Origin of the sequence: Pseudomonas sp. LFS074 (assembly GCF_047978165.1) — a bacterium.
GTDB classification, from domain to species: Bacteria; Pseudomonadota; Gammaproteobacteria; order Pseudomonadales; family Pseudomonadaceae; genus Aquipseudomonas; species Aquipseudomonas putida_P.
The window spans coordinates 1,176,518-1,194,434 of sequence record NZ_JBFPFV010000002.1; the positions used below are offsets into that span (position 1 = coordinate 1,176,518).

At 62.6% G+C, this 17,917-nt stretch carries 14 protein-coding genes and 2 pseudogenes; 8 read left to right on the top strand and 8 right to left on the bottom strand.

What is annotated here, in order from left to right:
- Positions 1 to 97: 97 nt before the first annotated feature.
- Entirely contained in the window at positions 98 to 610 is a 513-nt protein-coding gene (locus tag ACNQP3_RS23575; RefSeq protein ID WP_012273982.1) for a DUF962 domain-containing protein, read from the top strand.
- 17 nt (positions 611 to 627) lie between these two features.
- Here the strand turns inward: ACNQP3_RS23575 and pcaC are convergent, their stop codons facing one another.
- The 7 genes from pcaC to pcaR all read right to left on the bottom strand — a co-directional run bounded on the left by pcaC (position 628) and on the right by pcaR (position 8,693).
- Positions 628 to 1,020: a 4-carboxymuconolactone decarboxylase gene (pcaC, locus tag ACNQP3_RS23580; RefSeq protein ID WP_012273983.1), complete on the bottom strand. Its 393-nt coding sequence runs from the start codon at positions 1,018 to 1,020 to the stop codon at positions 628 to 630.
- A 10-nt stretch (positions 1,021 to 1,030) separates the two neighbouring features.
- Positions 1,031 to 1,822: a 3-oxoadipate enol-lactonase gene (gene pcaD, locus ACNQP3_RS23585; RefSeq protein ID WP_060514021.1), complete on the bottom strand. Its 792-nt coding sequence runs from the start codon at positions 1,820 to 1,822 to the stop codon at positions 1,031 to 1,033.
- A gap of 11 nt (positions 1,823 to 1,833) precedes the next feature.
- Entirely contained in the window at positions 1,834 to 3,186 is a 1,353-nt protein-coding gene (locus ACNQP3_RS23590) for a 3-carboxy-cis,cis-muconate cycloisomerase (protein ID WP_060494381.1), read from the bottom strand.
- 9 nt (positions 3,187 to 3,195) lie between these two features.
- Positions 3,196 to 4,485, bottom strand: a complete 1,290-nt coding sequence (locus tag ACNQP3_RS23595; RefSeq protein ID WP_012273986.1) for an MFS family transporter — start codon at positions 4,483 to 4,485, stop codon at positions 3,196 to 3,198.
- Positions 4,486 to 4,674: 189 nt separating this feature from the next.
- A complete protein-coding gene (gene pcaF, locus ACNQP3_RS23600; protein WP_264317309.1) occupies positions 4,675 to 5,880 on the bottom strand; it encodes a 3-oxoadipyl-CoA thiolase in 1,206 nt (401 codons plus the stop codon).
- Positions 5,881 to 6,149: 269 nt separating this feature from the next.
- Positions 6,150 to 7,496, bottom strand: a complete 1,347-nt coding sequence (locus ACNQP3_RS23605; protein ID WP_012273988.1) for an MFS transporter — start codon at positions 7,494 to 7,496, stop codon at positions 6,150 to 6,152.
- Between the two features lie 321 nt (positions 7,497 to 7,817).
- Complete coding sequence (gene pcaR, locus ACNQP3_RS23610; RefSeq protein ID WP_012273989.1) at positions 7,818 to 8,693, bottom strand: pca regulon transcriptional regulator PcaR; 876 nt, start codon at positions 8,691 to 8,693, stop codon at positions 7,818 to 7,820.
- A 475-nt stretch (positions 8,694 to 9,168) separates the two neighbouring features.
- Between pcaR and ACNQP3_RS23615 the strand changes: the two genes are divergently transcribed.
- Together ACNQP3_RS23615 and ACNQP3_RS23620 are read left to right on the top strand one after the other, a co-directional pair.
- Complete coding sequence (locus tag ACNQP3_RS23615; protein ID WP_012273990.1) at positions 9,169 to 9,369, top strand: hypothetical protein; 201 nt, start codon at positions 9,169 to 9,171, stop codon at positions 9,367 to 9,369.
- 314 nt (positions 9,370 to 9,683) lie between these two features.
- Positions 9,684 to 11,156, top strand: coding sequence for an inorganic phosphate transporter (locus ACNQP3_RS23620; protein WP_041166780.1), 1,473 nt, complete (start codon positions 9,684 to 9,686; stop codon positions 11,154 to 11,156).
- 95 nt (positions 11,157 to 11,251) lie between these two features.
- Here ACNQP3_RS23620 and ACNQP3_RS23625 read toward each other — a convergent pair whose 3' ends face one another.
- Positions 11,252 to 12,727 (bottom strand): DUF853 domain-containing protein, encoded by a 1,476-nt coding sequence (locus ACNQP3_RS23625; RefSeq protein ID WP_264316517.1) that lies wholly within the window; start codon positions 12,725 to 12,727, stop codon positions 11,252 to 11,254.
- 168 nt (positions 12,728 to 12,895) lie between these two features.
- Between ACNQP3_RS23625 and ACNQP3_RS23630 the strand changes: the two are divergent.
- The 5 genes and pseudogenes from ACNQP3_RS23630 to ACNQP3_RS23650 all read left to right on the top strand — a co-directional run.
- Positions 12,896 to 13,912 (top strand): annotated as a pseudogene (locus ACNQP3_RS23630) (cache domain-containing protein); the annotation flags it as partial.
- A 261-nt stretch (positions 13,913 to 14,173) separates the two neighbouring features.
- A pseudogene (locus ACNQP3_RS23635) lies at positions 14,174 to 14,770 on the top strand (methyl-accepting chemotaxis protein); the annotation flags it as partial.
- 221 nt (positions 14,771 to 14,991) lie between these two features.
- On the top strand, positions 14,992 to 16,113 hold the full coding sequence (locus ACNQP3_RS23640; RefSeq protein WP_012273994.1) for a glycosyltransferase family 4 protein: 1,122 nt from the start codon (positions 14,992 to 14,994) through the stop codon (positions 16,111 to 16,113).
- Positions 16,106 to 16,870, top strand: a complete 765-nt coding sequence (locus ACNQP3_RS23645; RefSeq protein ID WP_060494705.1) for a DUF2334 domain-containing protein — start codon at positions 16,106 to 16,108, stop codon at positions 16,868 to 16,870. Before ACNQP3_RS23640 ends, ACNQP3_RS23645 begins: the two co-directional genes overlap by 8 nt.
- Complete coding sequence (locus ACNQP3_RS23650; protein WP_264316518.1) at positions 16,867 to 17,859, top strand: lysylphosphatidylglycerol synthase transmembrane domain-containing protein; 993 nt, start codon at positions 16,867 to 16,869, stop codon at positions 17,857 to 17,859. The genes ACNQP3_RS23645 and ACNQP3_RS23650 overlap by 4 nt, the downstream gene beginning before the upstream one ends.
- Positions 17,860 to 17,917: the final 58 nt, after the last annotated feature.

Below are 17,917 nucleotides of genomic sequence, written 5' to 3' on the forward strand. Positions count from 1 at the left end.
AGCCGCAGGCTATCCTGAGCTATATCGGTTGCCTGTACCGGCCTCTTCGCGGGTACAGGCAATACACCCCGATCAGGCAAACCAGGGAGGCATAACAATGAAAACCCTCGTCGACCACCTGAGCCAGTACGCCAGCTACCACCGCGACCCACGCAACATCATCACTCACTTCATCGGTATCCCTATGATCGTGCTGGCGGTCACCATCCTGCTTTCACGCCCAGGCTGGGAATTTGCCGGCATGTGGCTTTCCCCTGCCCTGCTGGCAGCGGCGGCATCGGTATGGTTCTACCTGCGCCTGGACCTGCGCTTCGGCCTGGTGATGGGTGCATTGCTGGGGCTATGTCTGTGGGTCGGCCAGGTGCTGGCAGTGCAAACGACTGCACTGTGGCTCAGCGCCGGGCTAGGGGCATTCGTGGTGGGTTGGATCATCCAGTTCGTCGGCCACTACTATGAAGGCCGCAAACCGGCCTTCGTCGACGATGTCAGCGGCTTGATCATCGGGCCGCTGTTCGTGGTGGCAGAAGCCGCGTTCATGCTGGGCCTGTGCCCGGCCCTGAAACAGGCCGTAGAAAACAACGCAGGCCCTGTTGTGATGCGGTCTGTGTAGGAGCGACCGCGTAGCACTCAGCTACGCGACTCTACACCCAGCTCGTCCCACACCGACTCAGCCATGTGGAAGGTGGCATTGGCTGCCGGAATGCCGCAGTAAATCGCGCTCTGCATCAGCACTTCCTTGATCTCGTCGCGGGTCACGCCGTTGTTGGCCGCCGCCCGCAGGTGCAGCTTCAGCTCGTCGTTGCGGTTCATGCCGATCAGCATGGCGATGGTGATCAGGCTACGGGTATGGCGCGGCAGGCCTGGGCGGGTCCAGATATCACCCCAGGCGTGGCGGGTGATCATTTCCTGGAATTCGCCGTTGAAGTCGTTGAGCTTCTCCAGGCTGCGGTCCACATGGGCATCGCCAAGCACCGCACGGCGCACTTGCATGCCGGCGTCGTAACGCTGTTTTTCATCCATGGCGTTGCCCTCAGTGAGCCAGCAGGAAGTCGAGCACGCGGCGGCTGAACGCCTCGCCAATTTCGACGTTGGACAGGTGCGCTGCCGGGAAGTCGACGTACTCGGCACCTTGGATACCGGCCTGCATGAAGCGGCCATGTTCAGGGGTGGTGACCACGTCTTCGGTGCCGGCAACGATCAGTGCAGGCACCTGGATGCGGCCCAGTTGCTCACGGTAATCGGCGTCACGCACTGCTGCGCAGTTACCGGCATAGCCCTGCGGGCTGGTTTGCGCCAGCATCTGGCAAATGCGCTGGGCTTGCTCTGGCTGGGCCTGGGCAAAGCCTGGGGTGAACCAACGGGCGATGGAACCATCGCGCAGATCGACCATGGCCTGCTGGCCACCTTTGAGCACGGTGTCGATACGGGTGTTCCACACCTCGTCATTGGCGATCTTGGCGGCGGTGTTGCACAGGATCAGGCTGTGCAGGCGCTCGCCGGCGTTGATGCCCAGCCACTGGCCGATCAGCCCCCCCATCGACAGGCCGACAAAGTGCGCTTTCTGGATGTCCAGGCCATCGAGCAGGGCCAGCACGTCAAGGCCCAGCTGTTCGATGCTGTAAGGGCCTTCGGTGACCAGCGATGCGCCATGGCCACGGGTGTCGTAGCGCAGCACACGGAAGTGCTGGCTCCACAGCGGAATCTGGGTGTCCCACATGCCCAGGTCGGTACCCAGCGAGTTGGACAATACCAGCACCGGGGCGTTGTCCGGGCCATCGATGTGGTAGTTCAAAACGCCATCGGCCAGTTGCAAATGCGCCACAGCAGTCTCCTTCAGGCAGTGAAATGTTGATGTTCGGATACGGCGCGCGCCACCCAGACGCGGGCCTGGCCCAGGTAATGGGCAGGGTCGAGCAGGCGATCGAGTTCTTCGCCAGACAGCTCGGCGCTGACCTGCGGCTCGTCACCCAGCACAGCACGCAGGTGGCGCTGTTCAGCCACCGCGCGCTGGCAGCATTGTTCCAACAGGTGGTGAGCACGGTCACGGCCCAGGCGTTGGGCGAGGACGATGCTCACCGCTTCGGCCAGCACCAGGCCTTGGGTCAGATCGAGGTTGTGGCGCATGCGCACGGCATCCACCTCCATGCCCTCGGCAATCACCTGGGCCTGGCGCAGGGCGCCAGAGACCAGGCAGCAGATATCCGGCAGGGTTTCCCATTCGGCGTGCCACAGGCCGAGGCTGCGCTCGTGCTCCTGGGGCATGGCGGCGAACAGCGTCGACAGCAGGCCCGGCACGCGAGTGGCAGCACCGATCAACACCGCGGCACCGACCGGGTTGCGCTTGTGCGGCATGGTCGAAGAACCGCCCTTGCCTGGTGCGGAAGGTTCGAACACCTCCCCCGCCTCGGTTTGCATCAGCAGGCTGATATCGCGGCCGAACTTGCCCAGGCTGCCGGCAACCAGGCCCAGTACCGAGGCAAATTCCACCAGGCGGTCGCGCTGGGTGTGCCAGGGTTGCTCGGGCAGGGTCAGCTTGAGTTGCTCGGCCAGCGCTTCAGCCACCGGCATCGCCTTGCTGCCCAGTGCCGCCAGGCTGCCCGAGGCACCGCCGAACTGCAGCACCAGCAGGCGCGGACGAAGTTCCCGCAGGCGCTGACGGTGGCGGGTCAAGGCGCCCAACACACCGGCCAGTTTCATGCCCAGGGTCACAGGGGTGGCGTGCTGCAGCCAGGTGCGGCCCACCAATGGCGTATCGGCATGCTTCAAGGCCTGCTGCGACAGGGTGTCGGCCAGTTTGCCAAGGTCGGCTTCGATCAAATCGAGGGCATCGCGCAACTGCAACACAAGACCGGTGTCCATCGCGTCCTGGCTGGTAGCCCCCAGGTGCACATAGCGCTCGGCTTCAGGCACGCCCGTGGCAATCACCTTGCCCAACGCCTTCACCAGCGGGATCGCCGAGTTACCAGCGGTGGCGATGGCATTGGCCAGCGCGCCAACGTCATAGCGCTCGGCCTGGCACGCTGCCTCGATGGCCGCCACAGCGCTGTGCGGGACCAGCCCGGCAGCGGCCTCGGCATGGGCCAGCGCGGCTTCGAAATCGAGCATGCCCTGCAGCCGGCCACGGTCGGAAAAAACCTCGCGCATGGCCGGCGCGGTGAAGTAGGCGTCGAACAGTTGGTTGCTCATGCAGCGTCCTTAATCATCATGGTGCAGGTACGCCGCCTGCTTCGGCAGGCGCAGGCTGAACAGGAAGGCAATCGCCATCATCGCCGTCACGTACCAGTAGAAGGTGTTTTCCATGCCCAGGGTTTTCAGGCCCAAGGCCACGTACTCGGCCGAACCGCCGAATGCCGCGTTGGCCACCGCATAGGCCAGGCCCACACCCAGCGCGCGTACTTGCGGCGGGAACATCTCGGCCTTCACCAGGCCGCTGATGGAGGTGTAGAAACTGACGATACACAAGGCCAGGCTGATCAGAACGAAGGCCATGAACGGGCTGGTCACGGTTTTCAGCGCCATCAGCAATGGCACGGTGAACAGGGTACCCAAAGCGCCGAACAGCAGCATCGAGTTGCGCCGACCGATGCGGTCCGACAACATGCCGAAGAACGGCTGCAGCACCATGAACAGGAACAGCGCACCGGTCATCACGTAGCTGGCGTTTTTCGCCGTCATGCCTGCAGTGTTGACCAGGTACTTCTGCATGTAGGTGGTGAAGGTGTAGAAGATCAACGAGCCGCCAGCGGTGTAACCCAGCACCGTGATGAACGCCGCTGCGTGGTTGCGGAACAGGCCACCAATCGAACCTGCATCCTTGTCATTACGGGTTTCGGCGCTGCTGGTCTCGTGCAGCGAGCGGCGCAGCATCAGCGAGATCAGCGCGGCGATGGCGCCCACCACGAATGGGATGCGCCAGCCCCAGGCCCGCAGTTCATCTTCAGTCAGCAGTTGTTGCAGGATCACCACCACCAGCACCGCCAGCAACTGGCCGCCAATCAGGGTGACGTACTGGAACGAAGCAAAGAAACCGCGCTGGCCGCGCAGGGCCACTTCACTCATGTAGGTGGCGGTGGTGCCGTATTCGCCACCCACCGACAGGCCCTGGATCAGGCGGGCCAGCAACAGCAGCGCCGGGGCCCAGGTGCCGATGCTGGCATAGGTAGGCAGGCAAGCGATCATCAAGGAGCCGAAACACATCATCAGCACCGAGATCATCAAGGAATTCTTGCGACCGTGGCGGTCAGCGAGACGGCCGAAGATCCAGCCACCGATGGGGCGCATCAAAAAGCCTGCAGCGAACACGCCTGCCGTGTTCAACAGCTGCACGGTAGGGTCATCGGAGGGGAAGAAGGCCGGGGCGAAGTAGATCGCGCAAAAGGCGTAGACGTAGAAGTCGAACCATTCCACCAGGTTGCCTGATGAGGCACCGACAATGGCGAAGATGCGCTTGCTGCGTTCTTCGCCGGTGTAATAGGTTGAGGTCATGACGGTTTTACTCCTGGAGGGTCCTAGGTAAGTCTAGACATACCTGGTAACACACTCGTTCCGCTATCAGGCTGGCAATTGGCCTTGTGTCTAACAGGTCCGGCCTCTTCGCGGGCAAGCCCGCTCCCACAGTAGGAGGCGTGGTTCCACCTGTGGGAGCGGGCTTGCCCGCGAAGAGGCCGGTACAGGTCAAACCCGCTCGATGGCCAGTGCCAGGCCCTGACCGACACCCACACACATGGTTGCCAGGCCCTTGCGCCCACCACTCCTCTCCAACTGATGCAGTGCAGTCAGCACCAGGCGCGCACCGCTCATGCCCAGCGGGTGACCCAGGGCGATCGCGCCGCCGTTAGGGTTCACCTGCGGCGCGTCGTCGGCCACACCCAGCTCACGCAACACCGCCAGGCCTTGGCTGGCAAACGCTTCGTTAAGCTCGATCACATCGAAATCACTGACCGCCACACCCAGGCGCTCGGTCAACTTGCGCACCGCCGGCACCGGGCCAATGCCCATGACACGTGGCGCAACGCCGCCACTGGCCATGCCCAACACGCGGGCACGTGGGGTCAGGCCGTGTTTCTGCACCGCTGCGGCCGACGCCAGGATCAGCGCCGCCGCACCATCGTTCACACCCGAGGCGTTGCCAGCGGTGACCGTCTTGTCAGGGCCATTGACCGGCTTGAGCTTGGTCAGCGCTTCCAGCGTGGTTTCCGGGCGCAGGTGCTCGTCACGCTCAACGATGGTTTCGCCCTTCTTGTGCGCAATGCGCACCGGCACGATCTCTTCGGCGAAGTAGCCCGCCGCTTGGGCGGCTGCAGCTTTCTGCTGGCTGCGCAGGGCGAAAGCGTCCTGGTCAGCACGCGAAACCTGATAGTCGTCGGCCACGTTGTCGGCGGTCTCCGGCATGGAATCCACGCCGTACTGGTGCTTCATCAGTGGGTTGATGAAGCGCCAGCCGATGGTGGTGTCTTCCAGCTTCATGTTGCGCGAATAACCGCTTTCGGCTTTGCCCATGACGAACGGGGCGCGCGACATCGACTCGACACCACCGGCAATCACCAGCTCCATTTCGCCACTGGCAATGGCGCGGAAGGCGGTGCCGATGGCATCCATGCCCGATGCGCACAGGCGGTTCAGGGTGACGCCGGGGATGCTGTCCGGCAGGCCGGCCAGCAGCAGCGCCATGCGTGCCACGTTGCGGTTGTCTTCACCGGCCTGGTTGGCGCAGCCGAAGAACACCTCGTCCACCTGGTCCCACTGCACGCCGGGGTTGCGCTCGATCAGCGCCTTCAGCGGCACGGCGGCCAGGTCATCGGCCCGCACGCTGGCCAGGGCGCCGCCGAAGCGGCCGATCGGGGTGCGGATGGCGTCACAGATGAATACGTCGTGCATCAGGCTTTCTCCTGCCACTTGGCCATGGGCTGCGGCGGTACGGGCTTCGAGGTCACACAGGGTGGACAGCTCGACTTGGGTGGGTTCGGTAATGGTCTGCACGTGGCATTTGGAGGCTCCTGGTCAGGGTGCTTCGGTGGCCCCAGATTAAGGAGACTGGCAGGTAGCTTTCAATTCGATAATCGACTATATGTGCGATTATCGAACCATTTGTTGCTTGCCTAAGCATCGAGCCGTTGCTGCGAATGGGCCGCATAGCGGCCCACCGCTTATCACGTCGCGTCCGCGTGACTCACCAGGCCCTTCACGATCACACCCACGGCCGCCAGCGCCGCCGGCACCAACAGTGCGGTCAGCACTTGCTCGAAGTTCCAGCCCAGGCCCAGCAGCGTCGCGCCGCTCCAGGCCCCCAGAATGGCGCCAAAGCGGCCGATACCCAGCATCCACGATACACCGGTGGCCCGGCCCTGGGTGGGGTAGAAGCGTGCCGCCAAAGATGGCATCGCCGACTGTGCACCGTTCACGCACATGCCGGCGATCAGCACCAGCGTGGCCAGCAAGGTGATGTTGCCCAGGCTCTGCCCCACGGCGTAGGCGAACACCCCGGCCAGCAGGTAGAAAATGCCGATCACCTTGTGTGGGTTGAAACGGTCCATGGCCCAACCCACGCCAACTGCACTGAGCACGCCACCGAACTGGAACAGCGCGCCGATGAACGCGGCCTGTTCCATGCTCGCGCCGCTGTCACGCATCAGGGTGGGTAGCCAACTGGTCAGCAGGTAGACGATCACCAGGCCCATGAAATAGGTCAGCCACAGCAGCACGGTGCCCAGCCCATAGGTGCCAGAGAAGATCACCGCAAACACGTTGCGTGCAGCCACCGCCTTTTGTTCCGGCACGCTGAAGCTGCCGGCCTCGGCCACTACGTGCGGCGCAATCGGCGACAAAGTCTTGCGCACCTTGTCGGTGCCTCGGTTGCGTACTACCAGGAACCGCGCCGACTCCGGCAGCCAGAGCATCAACACCAGTGCCAGCAGCAACGGCAACACGCCACCGATCACCAGCAGGCTGTGCCAGCCGTAGGCCGGGATCAGCTTGGCGGAGATGAAGCCACCACCCGCCATGCCCAGGTTGAAACCGCAGAACATGCTGGTCACCAGCAACGACTTGAGGCGTTCAGGGGTGTATTCGGACAGCAACGTGGTGGCATTGGGCATACCTGCCCCCAGGCCCAGCCCTGTCAGGAAGCGCAACACCAGCAGTTGGTCGACGTTGGTGGCATAGGCCGAGGCCAGGCTGAAGCCACCGAACACCAGCACAGCACCCACCAGCACGCCTTTGCGGCCGAAACGGTCAGCCAGCGGCCCGGAGCCCAAGGCGCCGAACACCATCCCGATCAATGCGGCACTCATCACCGGGCCGAGGCTGGCGCGATCGATCCCCCACTCCTGCGACAGGGCCGGGGCAATGAAACCCATGGCGGCGGTGTCCAGGCCATCGAGAAAAACGATCAGGAAGCACAACAGCACGACCCGCCACTGATAGCGGGACAGCGGCTGCTGATTGATGAACGACTGAACGTCGAGGCTTTTGCCGACGTTGGTTTGTGCTTGGTTCATTGTTGTTATCCAGAATGTGGGGCACAGCAAGGCCACTGCACGCGAATAACCGGTGCAAGAGGGCGATGATTGGAAATAGGGTCTGCGTCAGCCTGGATACAACGGTACTGCGTGCGGGTGCGGCCGCAGCAGCGAGGTGACAGTATTCATGGGTAAGTGCCTCTTATGTTTTTCTTGTTCGGTCGGCAAGCCGACCGCTGCGAGAAACATTAATCAGCGGGCGTAGGTGAAGCAATTCACCCTGAACGACACTGTGCGTTTATCGCACAAGAAACGGTTTTGCCTGTTCTATTTTGGGGCCGCTTTGCGGCCCCTGCGGCCTCACCCGAACAACTGATGGCAAAGGTCGCGGCTGGCCGCCAGCAGAATCGGCAAGAACCGCTGCTCCAGCTCGCTGCGCGTCACCCGGCCAACATGGGTGCTCACGTTCAATGCCGCCAACACTTGCCCCGAAGCGTCGTAAACCGGCACTGCAATCGAGCGCAACCCCTGCTCCAGCTCCTGGTCCACCACGCACCACCCTTGGGCGCGTACCTGCTGGATGCAGGCAAACAATGACTCTGGGTCATTCAGCGTCCGACTGGTGCGCGCCTTCAGGTCGGCACGGTCCAGGTACTCACGCAGGCTGGTGTCGTCCATGGCCGCCAGCAGAATGCGCCCCATCGACGTGCAATACGCCGGCAAGCGACCGCCCACCGACAGGTCGACCGAAATCAGCCGCTCCACCGTGGCCGAACGCGCTATATAAAGGATGTCGTCACCTTCGAGGGTGGCCATGTTGGCCGCCTCATGCAACTGATCGCTGATGCGGTCCAGGTAGGGTTGGGCAGAAATCGCCAGCGGCGTCGACGACAGGTACGCATGCCCCAGGGTAAGCACTTTGGGCAGCAGCGAATAGGTACGCCCGTCTGTGGTGGCGTAACCGAGCTTGATCAACGTGTGCAGGCAACGGCGCACCGCTGCGCGGGGGATTTCGGTGCGGTGGCTGATCTGGGCGATGGTCAGGTGGCGTTTGCGCTCCTGGAACGCCTGGATCACGGCCAGGCCACGCGCCAGGGAGGTCATGAAGTCCGGATCGCCGGTAAAGGCCTGGATGCGCTTGGCCGGGGAGGCCACGATCGGCGGCGCCATGGCAGCCGAAGCAGGTCGTGCTGCCTCCGGATTGCCGGAATCGTTGCCCAGGGTTTCGTCACTCATCGCACACCTCAAAAAAAACGCCGGTTCGTGCGATTATCGAACAAACGGCCGATAATCGCAATTGACCGCCGACACTTTTGCTTATACCTTTCTCATGCCACTTGTGGCTTCTTTGGAGAGACTGGTCAGGTACCCACCGTAGAAGTCCCCAGGCAACGGCCTCGCCTTCCGGCGAGGCCGTTTTTCATTACAGCCGCGCTCCGGCAATGCAGCGAACTTTTATCGGTGATGCCTTTCAAACTTGTACGAAAGGTCCAAACTGATTCCGAACACATCCCAGTACTTGCATCAGCTGATGTCAGGTTTGGTAAATAACGATGTTCGGCAAATTATCGATTGCTATAATCGATTACGCAGGCCCCCACGCTACCGTGGTAATGGAACCTTCCGCTGTATCAAGCCGTTGCGGCCAGCAAGGCATGTGCATGTGCACCATGCATAAAAACAGTCATTACTCTTCATTCAGGTACTGCATGTGACGAAAGATGAACTGCGCGCAGAACTCGAGCGCCAGGCTGAACGTTACAAGGATGTTTACGGTGGCGAAGTCACCACTTACGCCGCACAACCGGATCCAGAACGCAAACCTTGGCGCAAACGTGCCAGCGTGCGTGACCAGTCCTTCAGCCAGGAACTGGAACGCATGGAAAAGGAACTGCGCAGCGACAATCCCTGAGGCTCGGAGCCACGCCCGCGCGTCGTCGCCCGGCCAGCCCGGGCGCGGTCGATTTTTACTGTCCGGCTGATGATGAAATGGAATTACACAAATTTCATACGGCCGTTTGAATAATGGCGAAGCGGATTTTTCTTCGCTTTTATGTCTTTTTTCGCCAGCGTTTGTGCTTTTTAGCCGATTTTCACCTACCCATAGTCCCCGTCAAGCACGGCTCGCGTGCGCCATGAAGATTGCCATCGGTCTGCAGCAGGTGCATCGATTGCCAAGGTTTTCTGGCATAATCCCGCCCCCCTATGACCCGCCAGACAACCTTCATGATCGATTTATTCAGCGGACTGGATGCCTGGGTGTTGGTGAGCCTGCTGCTCGCCTTGACCTTCGTACTCGCCTTCGAGTTCATCAATGGCTTTCATGACACCGCCAACGCGGTAGCTACTGTCATCTATACCAAAGCCATGCCGCCGCACCTCGCCGTGTTCTTCTCCGGCGTGTTCAACTTCCTTGGCGTTCTGCTCGGTGGTGTTGGGGTGGCCTATGCCATCGTGCACCTGCTGCCGGTAGAGCTGCTGATCAATGTGAACACCGGACACGGCCTGGCCATGGTCTTCTCGCTGCTGGCTGCGGCCATCACCTGGAACCTGGGCACTTGGTACTTCGGCATCCCGGCCTCCAGCTCGCACACGCTGATCGGCTCCATTCTCGGTGTCGGCTTGGCCAACGCCCTGATCAACGACATCCCGCTGGGCGACGGCGTCAACTGGCAAAAGGCGATCGACATCGCCATGTCGCTGGTGGTCTCGCCCATGGCCGGCTTCGCCGTTGCCGCCCTGGTGCTGATCGGCCTGAAATGGTGGCGCCCGCTGTCGAAGATGCACAAAACCCCCGAGCAGCGCCGCAAGCTCGACGACAAGAAGCACCCGCCGTTCTGGAACCGCCTGGTCCTGGTGGTTTCCGCCATGGGTGTAAGCTTCGTGCACGGCTCCAACGACGGCCAGAAAGGCATCGGCCTGATCATGCTGGTACTGATCGGTATCGTCCCGGCCAAGTTCGTCCTCGACCTGAACAGCACCACGTACCAGATCGAGCGTACCCGCGACGCTACCCTGCACATGAGCCAGTTCTACCAGCGCAATGCCGCGACCCTGGGCGAATTCCTGGCACTGGGCAAGGCCAAGGCCAGCGACCTGCCGGAGCAGTTCAGCTGCAACCCACAGCAGACCGAACCGACCATCGCCGCACTGCAGTCCTCGTTGCAAGGCGTGACCGACTACCACAGCCTGGACGCCGAGAAGCGCGTCGAAGTGCGTCGCTACCTGCTGTGCCTGGATGACACGGCGAAGAAGGTTGGCAAACTGCCAGGCCTGGAAGCCCGTGAAAAGGCCGACCTTGAGAAACTGCGCAAAGACCTCACCGCCACCACCGAATACGCCCCATTCTGGGTAATCGTGGCCGTCGCCCTGGCCCTGGGCCTTGGCACCATGGTTGGCTGGAAGCGTGTGGTGTTGACCGTTGGCGAGAAGATCGGCAAACAGGGCATGACATACGCCCAAGGTATGTCGGCACAGATCACCGCAGCCTGCGCCATCGGCATGGCCAACGTGTTCGCCCTGCCGGTATCGACCACCCATGTGCTGTCGTCCGGTGTGGCCGGCACCATGGTCGCCAACAAAAGTGGCCTGCAAGGCGGCACCGTGAAGACCATCCTGCTGGCCTGGATCCTGACCCTGCCTGCCTCGATGGGCTTGGCGGCCGGCCTGTTCTGGCTGGCGTCCAAAGCCATTGGCTGACGGACACCGCAATAGAAAAAGGCGCCCAAGGGCGCCTTTTCTATGGCTATTTTCCTGCACTTAGTAGGAGCAGGTCGCCTGCCAGGTGCAGGTCATCACTTTTTCTTGCCGCCGAGCAACGACCCCATCAACCCGCGTACCAACTGCCGCCCCAACTGGTTGGCCGCCTGGCGTACCGCCGACTTGATCGCCTGCCCCGCCGCACTCTGCAAGAACTCACCGGCCTTGTCGGAAAAGCTCTCCTCATCCGCCTTCGGTTGCGGCGCCGGTTCCACCGCCTCGCCCTTGCGCTGGGTCAGCATCTCATAGGCCGACTCACGGTCCACAGGCTTATCATAGCGCCCCGCCAACGGCGAGGCCGCAACCAACGCACTGCGCTCAACTGCACTCAGCGGCCCTATACGTGACTGCGGCGGTGCAACCAGTACCCGCTGCACCATGGCCGGCGTGCCCTTTTCTTCCAGCGTGCCCACCAGCGCCTCGCCAATCCCCAACTCAGTCAACACCGCCAGGGTGTCGAACGCAGGATTGGGGCGGAAGCCATCGGCCACAGCCCGCAGCGCCTTCTGCTCCTTGGCAGTAAACGCCCGCAGACCATGTTGTATGCGCAAACCTAGCTGGGCCAGCACCGCGTCGGGCAAGTCTCCTGGCGACTGGGTGACGAAATACACCCCCACGCCCTTGGAGCGGATGAGCCGCACCACTTGCTCAAGACGGTCCTGCAATGCCTTGGGCGTGCCGTTGAACAGCAAGTGCGCCTCATCGAAGAACAGTGCCAGCACCGGCTTGTCGGCATCGCCGCGCTCGGGCAACTGCTCGAACAACTCGGCCAGCAGCCACAACAGGAACGTCGCATACACTTTGGGTGCTTCGTGCACCAGCCGGCTGGCATCGAGCAAGTGGATGTGGCCACGGCCATCCGGGTCCGGGCGCAGCAAGTCCTCCAACTGCAATGCCGGCTCACCAAACAGCGCCTCCGCTCCCTGTTGCTCAAGGGTTGCGAGCCGGCGCAGCAAGGCCTGAGTGGAGGCCGTGGTCATCAGCGCACTGTCTTCGCCGAGCAGTTGCGGGTTGTCTTTCAGGTGCGCAAGCAGAGCCTTGAGGTCCTTGAGGTCCAGCAGCAGCAGGCCTTCGCGGTCAGCCACCTTGAAGGCTGCATACAGCGCCGCCTGCTGGCTGTCGGTCAGCTCCAGCAAGTTGCCCAGCAGCAGCGGCCCCATTTCACTGAGGGTGGTGCGCAGCGGGTGGCCGGACTGCCCGGCAATGTCCCACAAGCTCACCGGGTAAGCCCGAGGCGTATGCCCCAGCCACGGCATGCCGGCGATGCGCTCGGCCACCTTGCCCTGGGGTGCACCGGCTGCGCCCAGGCCGCAGAGGTCACCTTTGACATCAGCAGCGAACACCGCCACCCCGGCGTCGCTGAACACTTCCGCCAGGTGCTGCAGGGTCACGGTCTTGCCTGTACCGGTTGCGCCCGCCACCAGACCGTGGCGGTTGGCCAGGCGCATTGCTTGCCCGACTGGCTGGCCATCCGGGCCAGCACCTACAACGATGGTCGAAAATTCCGACATCTCTTTAATCCTCTGCTCAAGCTTTAGCTTAATTCGGCCGATACCTGTGGGTGATATTCGCCTTAATAGAGAGGAACAACCGAAAAGGGACTTTTCTGGATGTTGCACTGCCTACCGCTCCACTCGTGCGAACGCCTGATATAAAACCTTAGCGGAACCGATTACGCCATGAACAAAAGCCTTCGTTTCAGCCACAAGATTCTTTTGGCAGCATCACTGATCGTGATACTTGCCTTCAGCCTTTTCACCCTCTACAACGATTACCTCCAGCGTAATGCGATCCGCGAGGACCTGGAAAACTATCTGGCTGAAATGGGCACCTCCACTTCGACCAACATCCGCAACCTGTTCGAAGGCCGCATCAAACTGGTGGAGAACCTGGCACAGAACATTGCCCAGGACCCGACCAACGCCGAAACCCTGATGGGCCAGAATGCGCTGATATCCAGCTTCCTTACCGTGTACCTGGGCAAGGTCGACGGCGGTTTCAGCGTGCGCCCCGACGCGAAGATGCCCGACGGCTATGACCCACGTACCCGTCCCTGGTACAAGGACGGCATGAGCGCCAGCGGCGCAACCCTGACCGAACCGTACATCGACATGACCACCAACAAGATGGTCATCGGTATCCTCAGCAAGGTCTCCAGCAGCGTTGGCGTGGTTGGTGGCGACCTGGCCCTGGACGGCCTGGTGCAGATCATCAACTCGCTGAACTTCGGCGGCATGGGCTATGCCTTCCTGGTCAACGACCAGGGCAAGATCCTGGTGCACCCGGACAAAGACCTGGTGATGAAGTCACTGTCAGACCTGTTCCCGCAGCACACGCCAAAACTGACAGGCGAGCTGACCGAAGTGCAGAGCGATGGCCAGGCCCGCCTGCTGACCTTCACCCCGATCACCGGCTTGCCGTCGGCCAACTGGTACATCGGTTTGTCGGTGGACAAGGACAAGGCCTTCTCGATGCTCAGCACCTTCCGCACCTCGGCGGTGATCGCCACGGTAGTGGCGGTGGTGATCATCATCGGCCTGCTCGGTTTGCTGATTCGCGTGTTGATGCAGCCGCTGCACACCATGACGCGCGCCATGGAAGACATTGCCGAAGGTGAAGGCGACCTGACCAAGCGCCTGCGCATCCACAACCACGACGAATTCGGCATCCTCGGCAACGCCTTCAACCGGTTCGTCGAGCGTATTCACAGCAGCATCCGCGAAGTGTCTTCGGCCACCGAGCAGGTCAACGAAGTGGCCCTGCGGGTCATCAGTGCTTCGAATTCATCGATGACCAACTCCGACGAGCAGTCCAACCGCACCAACAGTGTCGCCGCCGCCATCAACGAGTTGGGCGCCGCCGCTCAGGAAATTGCCGGCAATGCTGCTCAAGCCTCGCAGCACGCCAGTTCCGCGCGCCTGCTGGCCGAAGAGGGCCAGCAAGTGGTCGAGCGCAACATTGCTGCGATGAACCGCCTGTCCGACCTGATCGTCACGTCCAGCGAGCACATCGAAACGCTGAACAGCAAGACCGTGAATATCGGCCAGATCCTCGAAGTGATCACCAGCATCTCCCAGCAGACCAACCTGCTGGCGCTGAACGCCGCCATCGAAGCAGCCCGCGCGGGTGAAGCCGGGCGTGGTTTTGCCGTGGTTGCCGACGAAGTGCGCAACCTGGCGCACCGCACCCAGGAATCGGCGCAGCAGGTGCAGACCATGATCGAAGAGCTGCAGGTCGGTGCCCGCGAGTCGGTCGACACCATGGACCAGAGCCAGCGCCACAGCCAGGACAGCATGCAGATCGCCAACCAGGCCGGTGAGCGGCTGGACAGCGTGACCGTGCGCATTGGCGAGATCGATGGCATGAACCAATCGGTGGCCACTGCCACCGAAGAACAGACCGCCGTGGTCGAGGCGATCAACATGGACATCAACGAGATCAACATGCTCAACCAGGAAGGCGTGGAAAACCTGCAGGCGACCCTGCGCGCGTGCTCCGACCTTGAGCAGCAGGCTGGCCGCCTGAAGCACCTGGTGGGCAGCTTCCGCATCTAAATACAGACCGCACCGCCCTCCCCCACAAGGACAGCACAACCCCGAAGGGTTGCGCCCTACCTGTGGGGGCGGGCGAGCCCGCGAAACAACCAACACCACTCGACGAGCCTGCCCCACCCAACCCCGATCGAACAAACTATCCTTCACACAGGTCAACCTTTAGGCGCGTCATCGCCGGCAAGCCACCGCCGGATGACAGACCCGAAGACGATCCCGGAGGGATGCTGATCGTGCATATCGCCGACATCACCATGTTCTACGCCCCGGCCAGCGGTGGCGTACGTACCTATCTTGATGCCAAACATCACCGTCTCGACGCCATCCACGGCGTACGCCACAGCCTGTTGATCCCCGGCGCCAGCGCCCACCAAGCCGATGGCATCTACCAGGTTCCCGCTCCACCCTTGCCGTTTGGCAAGGGCTATCGTTTTCCTGTACGCCTGGCCCCATGGTGCAATACGCTGCGCACGCTCAAACCCGACCTGATAGAAGTCGGCGACCCCTACCTCACCGCATGGGCCGCGCTGGAGGCCCGGCGCCAACTCGACGTGCCGGTAATCGGTTTCTACCATTCCGACTTGCCGTTGCTGGTGAGCAACCGCATGGGCAACTGGTTCACGCCCAATGTCGAAGCCTATGTCAGCAAGCTGTACGGCAATTTCGACCGGGTACTGGCGCCCAGCCAGGTCATGGCCGACAAATTGCGCCGCCTGGGCGTGCGCGATGTACACGTGCAGCCGCTGGGCGTTGACCTTGCCACGTTCCATCCCGCCCAGCGCGACCCGCACCTGCGCGCCGAACTGGGCATAGCCGACACCAGCCGCCTGTTGATCTACGCCGGCCGCGGCTCGCGGGAAAAGAACCTGCCGGTGCTGCTCGACTGCATGCAGCAACTCGGCCACCCCTACCACCTGCTGCTGGTGGGCTCGAACATGCCGGCCAGCGTGCCTCACAACGTCAGCGTCATCGACCACTTCTGCCCCGCTGCAGAGGTGGCCCGGCTGATGGCCAGTGCCGACCTGCTGGTGCATGCTGGCGACCAGGAAACCTTCGGCCTGGTCATCCTCGAAGCCATGGCCAGCGCCACACCCGTGGTGGCCGTACGCGCAGGTGCGTTCACTGAAATCATCAACGAGCAGTGTGGCCGCCTGTGCACGCCCAACGAGGGTCGGGCGATGGCGATGGCAGTGCGCGAGGCGTTCGAGGCGGGGGTCCGCAAGCTCGGCATGCAGGCCCGTCGTCATGTAGAGCAACATTATTCATGGGATAAGGTGGTGGCGGGCCTGCTACAGCACTACCAAGCCGTGCTCGGCCATCAGCCGCAGGTGCGTGCCCATGCTTGAGCCCTCCTCCAGGCAACGCAGCCTCCTGCTGGTATTGCATGATGTGGCCCCAGAAACCTGGCCGGACTATGCGCCGTTCGTACACGCCGTGGATGCGCTGGGCAACGTGCCCATGACATGGCTGGTGGTCCCTGACTTCCATCGGCGTAATCCGCTGCACCAGGCACCCTCGTTCTGCCGCGTGCTGGACGAACGCCTGGCCAACGGCGACGAGCTGGCGCTGCACGGTTACGCCCATGCCGACGAAGGGCCGGCACCGCGCAGCCCCATCGACTACTTCATGCGGCGCATCTACACGCATGAAGGTGAGTTCTATAGCCTCGATGAGCACGCCGCGCTTACCCGGCTGCAGGATGGCCTGGCGCTGTTCGAGGACCAAGGCTGGCCCGTAGCAGGCTTTGTCGCACCCGCCTGGCTCATGAGCCAGGGCACTCGGCAAGCCTTGCGCCGCCTGCCGCTGAAGTACACCAGCACACCGCAACACCTTTACCGTTTGCCGGACTTCACAGCCATCGATGCGCCAGGCCTGGTCTGGAGTGCCCGGAGCGCATGGCGTCGTACTTTGTCCCGCGCAGTGTGCAACTGGCAATGTCAACGCTGGCAGGACGCGAGCACATTGCGCCTCGGGCTGCACCCTGTGGACATGCGCCACCGCTCATCCCGTGACTATTGGCTGCGAACACTCGAAAGCCTGTTGAAGGACGGCCGCGAGCCGCTGACCAAATCTGCCTGGCTGGAGCGCCAGGTGCCAGCATGAACCGCTGGGCCTGGCTGGCGCTGGCATTGCTGGGTGCAGCGCTGGTGCCCGTGCTGCTGGGTGGTAGCGAGCTGCTGCCAAGGCTAAGCCGGTTCGACCCACAACTGATGCTGTTATTGCTTGGCATGATTTTGTCGTGCTGGCTCATCAACGCATTGCGCCTGCGCTTGTTGCTCGGCGAGCAGGCAAAGCAGTTGAGCCCTGCACGCAGCCTGGGCGTGGTGATGGCCACCGAGTTCGCCATCTGCACCACCCCCGGCGGCAGTGGCGGCCCGTTGACCCTGATGGCCCTGCTGGCGCGCAATCGCATCGGCCCGGCGCGCAGCGCTGCGGTATTCGCCATGGACCAGCTGAACGACCTGGTGTTCTTCTTCTGCGCGATGCTGACGATCGCCGGCTACGCACTGTTCCACAGCCTGGGCCGCAGCCAGGAAAGCATGCTGCTTGGCAGTGCATTACTGCTGTGCACAACGCTGGCCGGTGTGGTCGCGCTGTTGCGCTACCGACGCACGGTAATGCGCATGAACGGCAGGCTGTTGCAGCGCCTGGGCATGGGGCCGCCGCGCAAACGCCGCTGGGCGCGCAAACTGCTGCACTTCATCGCTGCCCTGGCACAGACCTGGCGCCTGCCCAAGCGCACCTTGAGCCTGGTGTTCACCCTCACCTGCGTCCACTGGGGGCTGCGCTACAGCGTGCTGTTCCTGGTGTTGCGGGGGCTGGGGGTAGAGCTGGCGTGGATCCCCAGCTTCCTGGTGCAGATGCTGTCGCTCAGTGCCGGCCAGTTCAGCCTGCTGCCTGGCGGGGCCGGGGCCGCCGAGCTGACTTCGGCCACCTTGCTGACACCCTTGGTGGGCAGCTCGACCGCAGCGGCGGCGATCCTGATATGGCGAGGGGTTACTTACTACTTTTATCTGCTGGCAGGCGGGCCTGTGTTCGTGTGCCTGCTGGCGCGTCCTTTGCTGGAGCGCTGGCGGCGGCAGGCGGGTTGAGCTGTTGCCAGAGTTCGGCGGCGCCTGGGAAGTCGGTGCCGTCGGTTTCGTCCAGGGC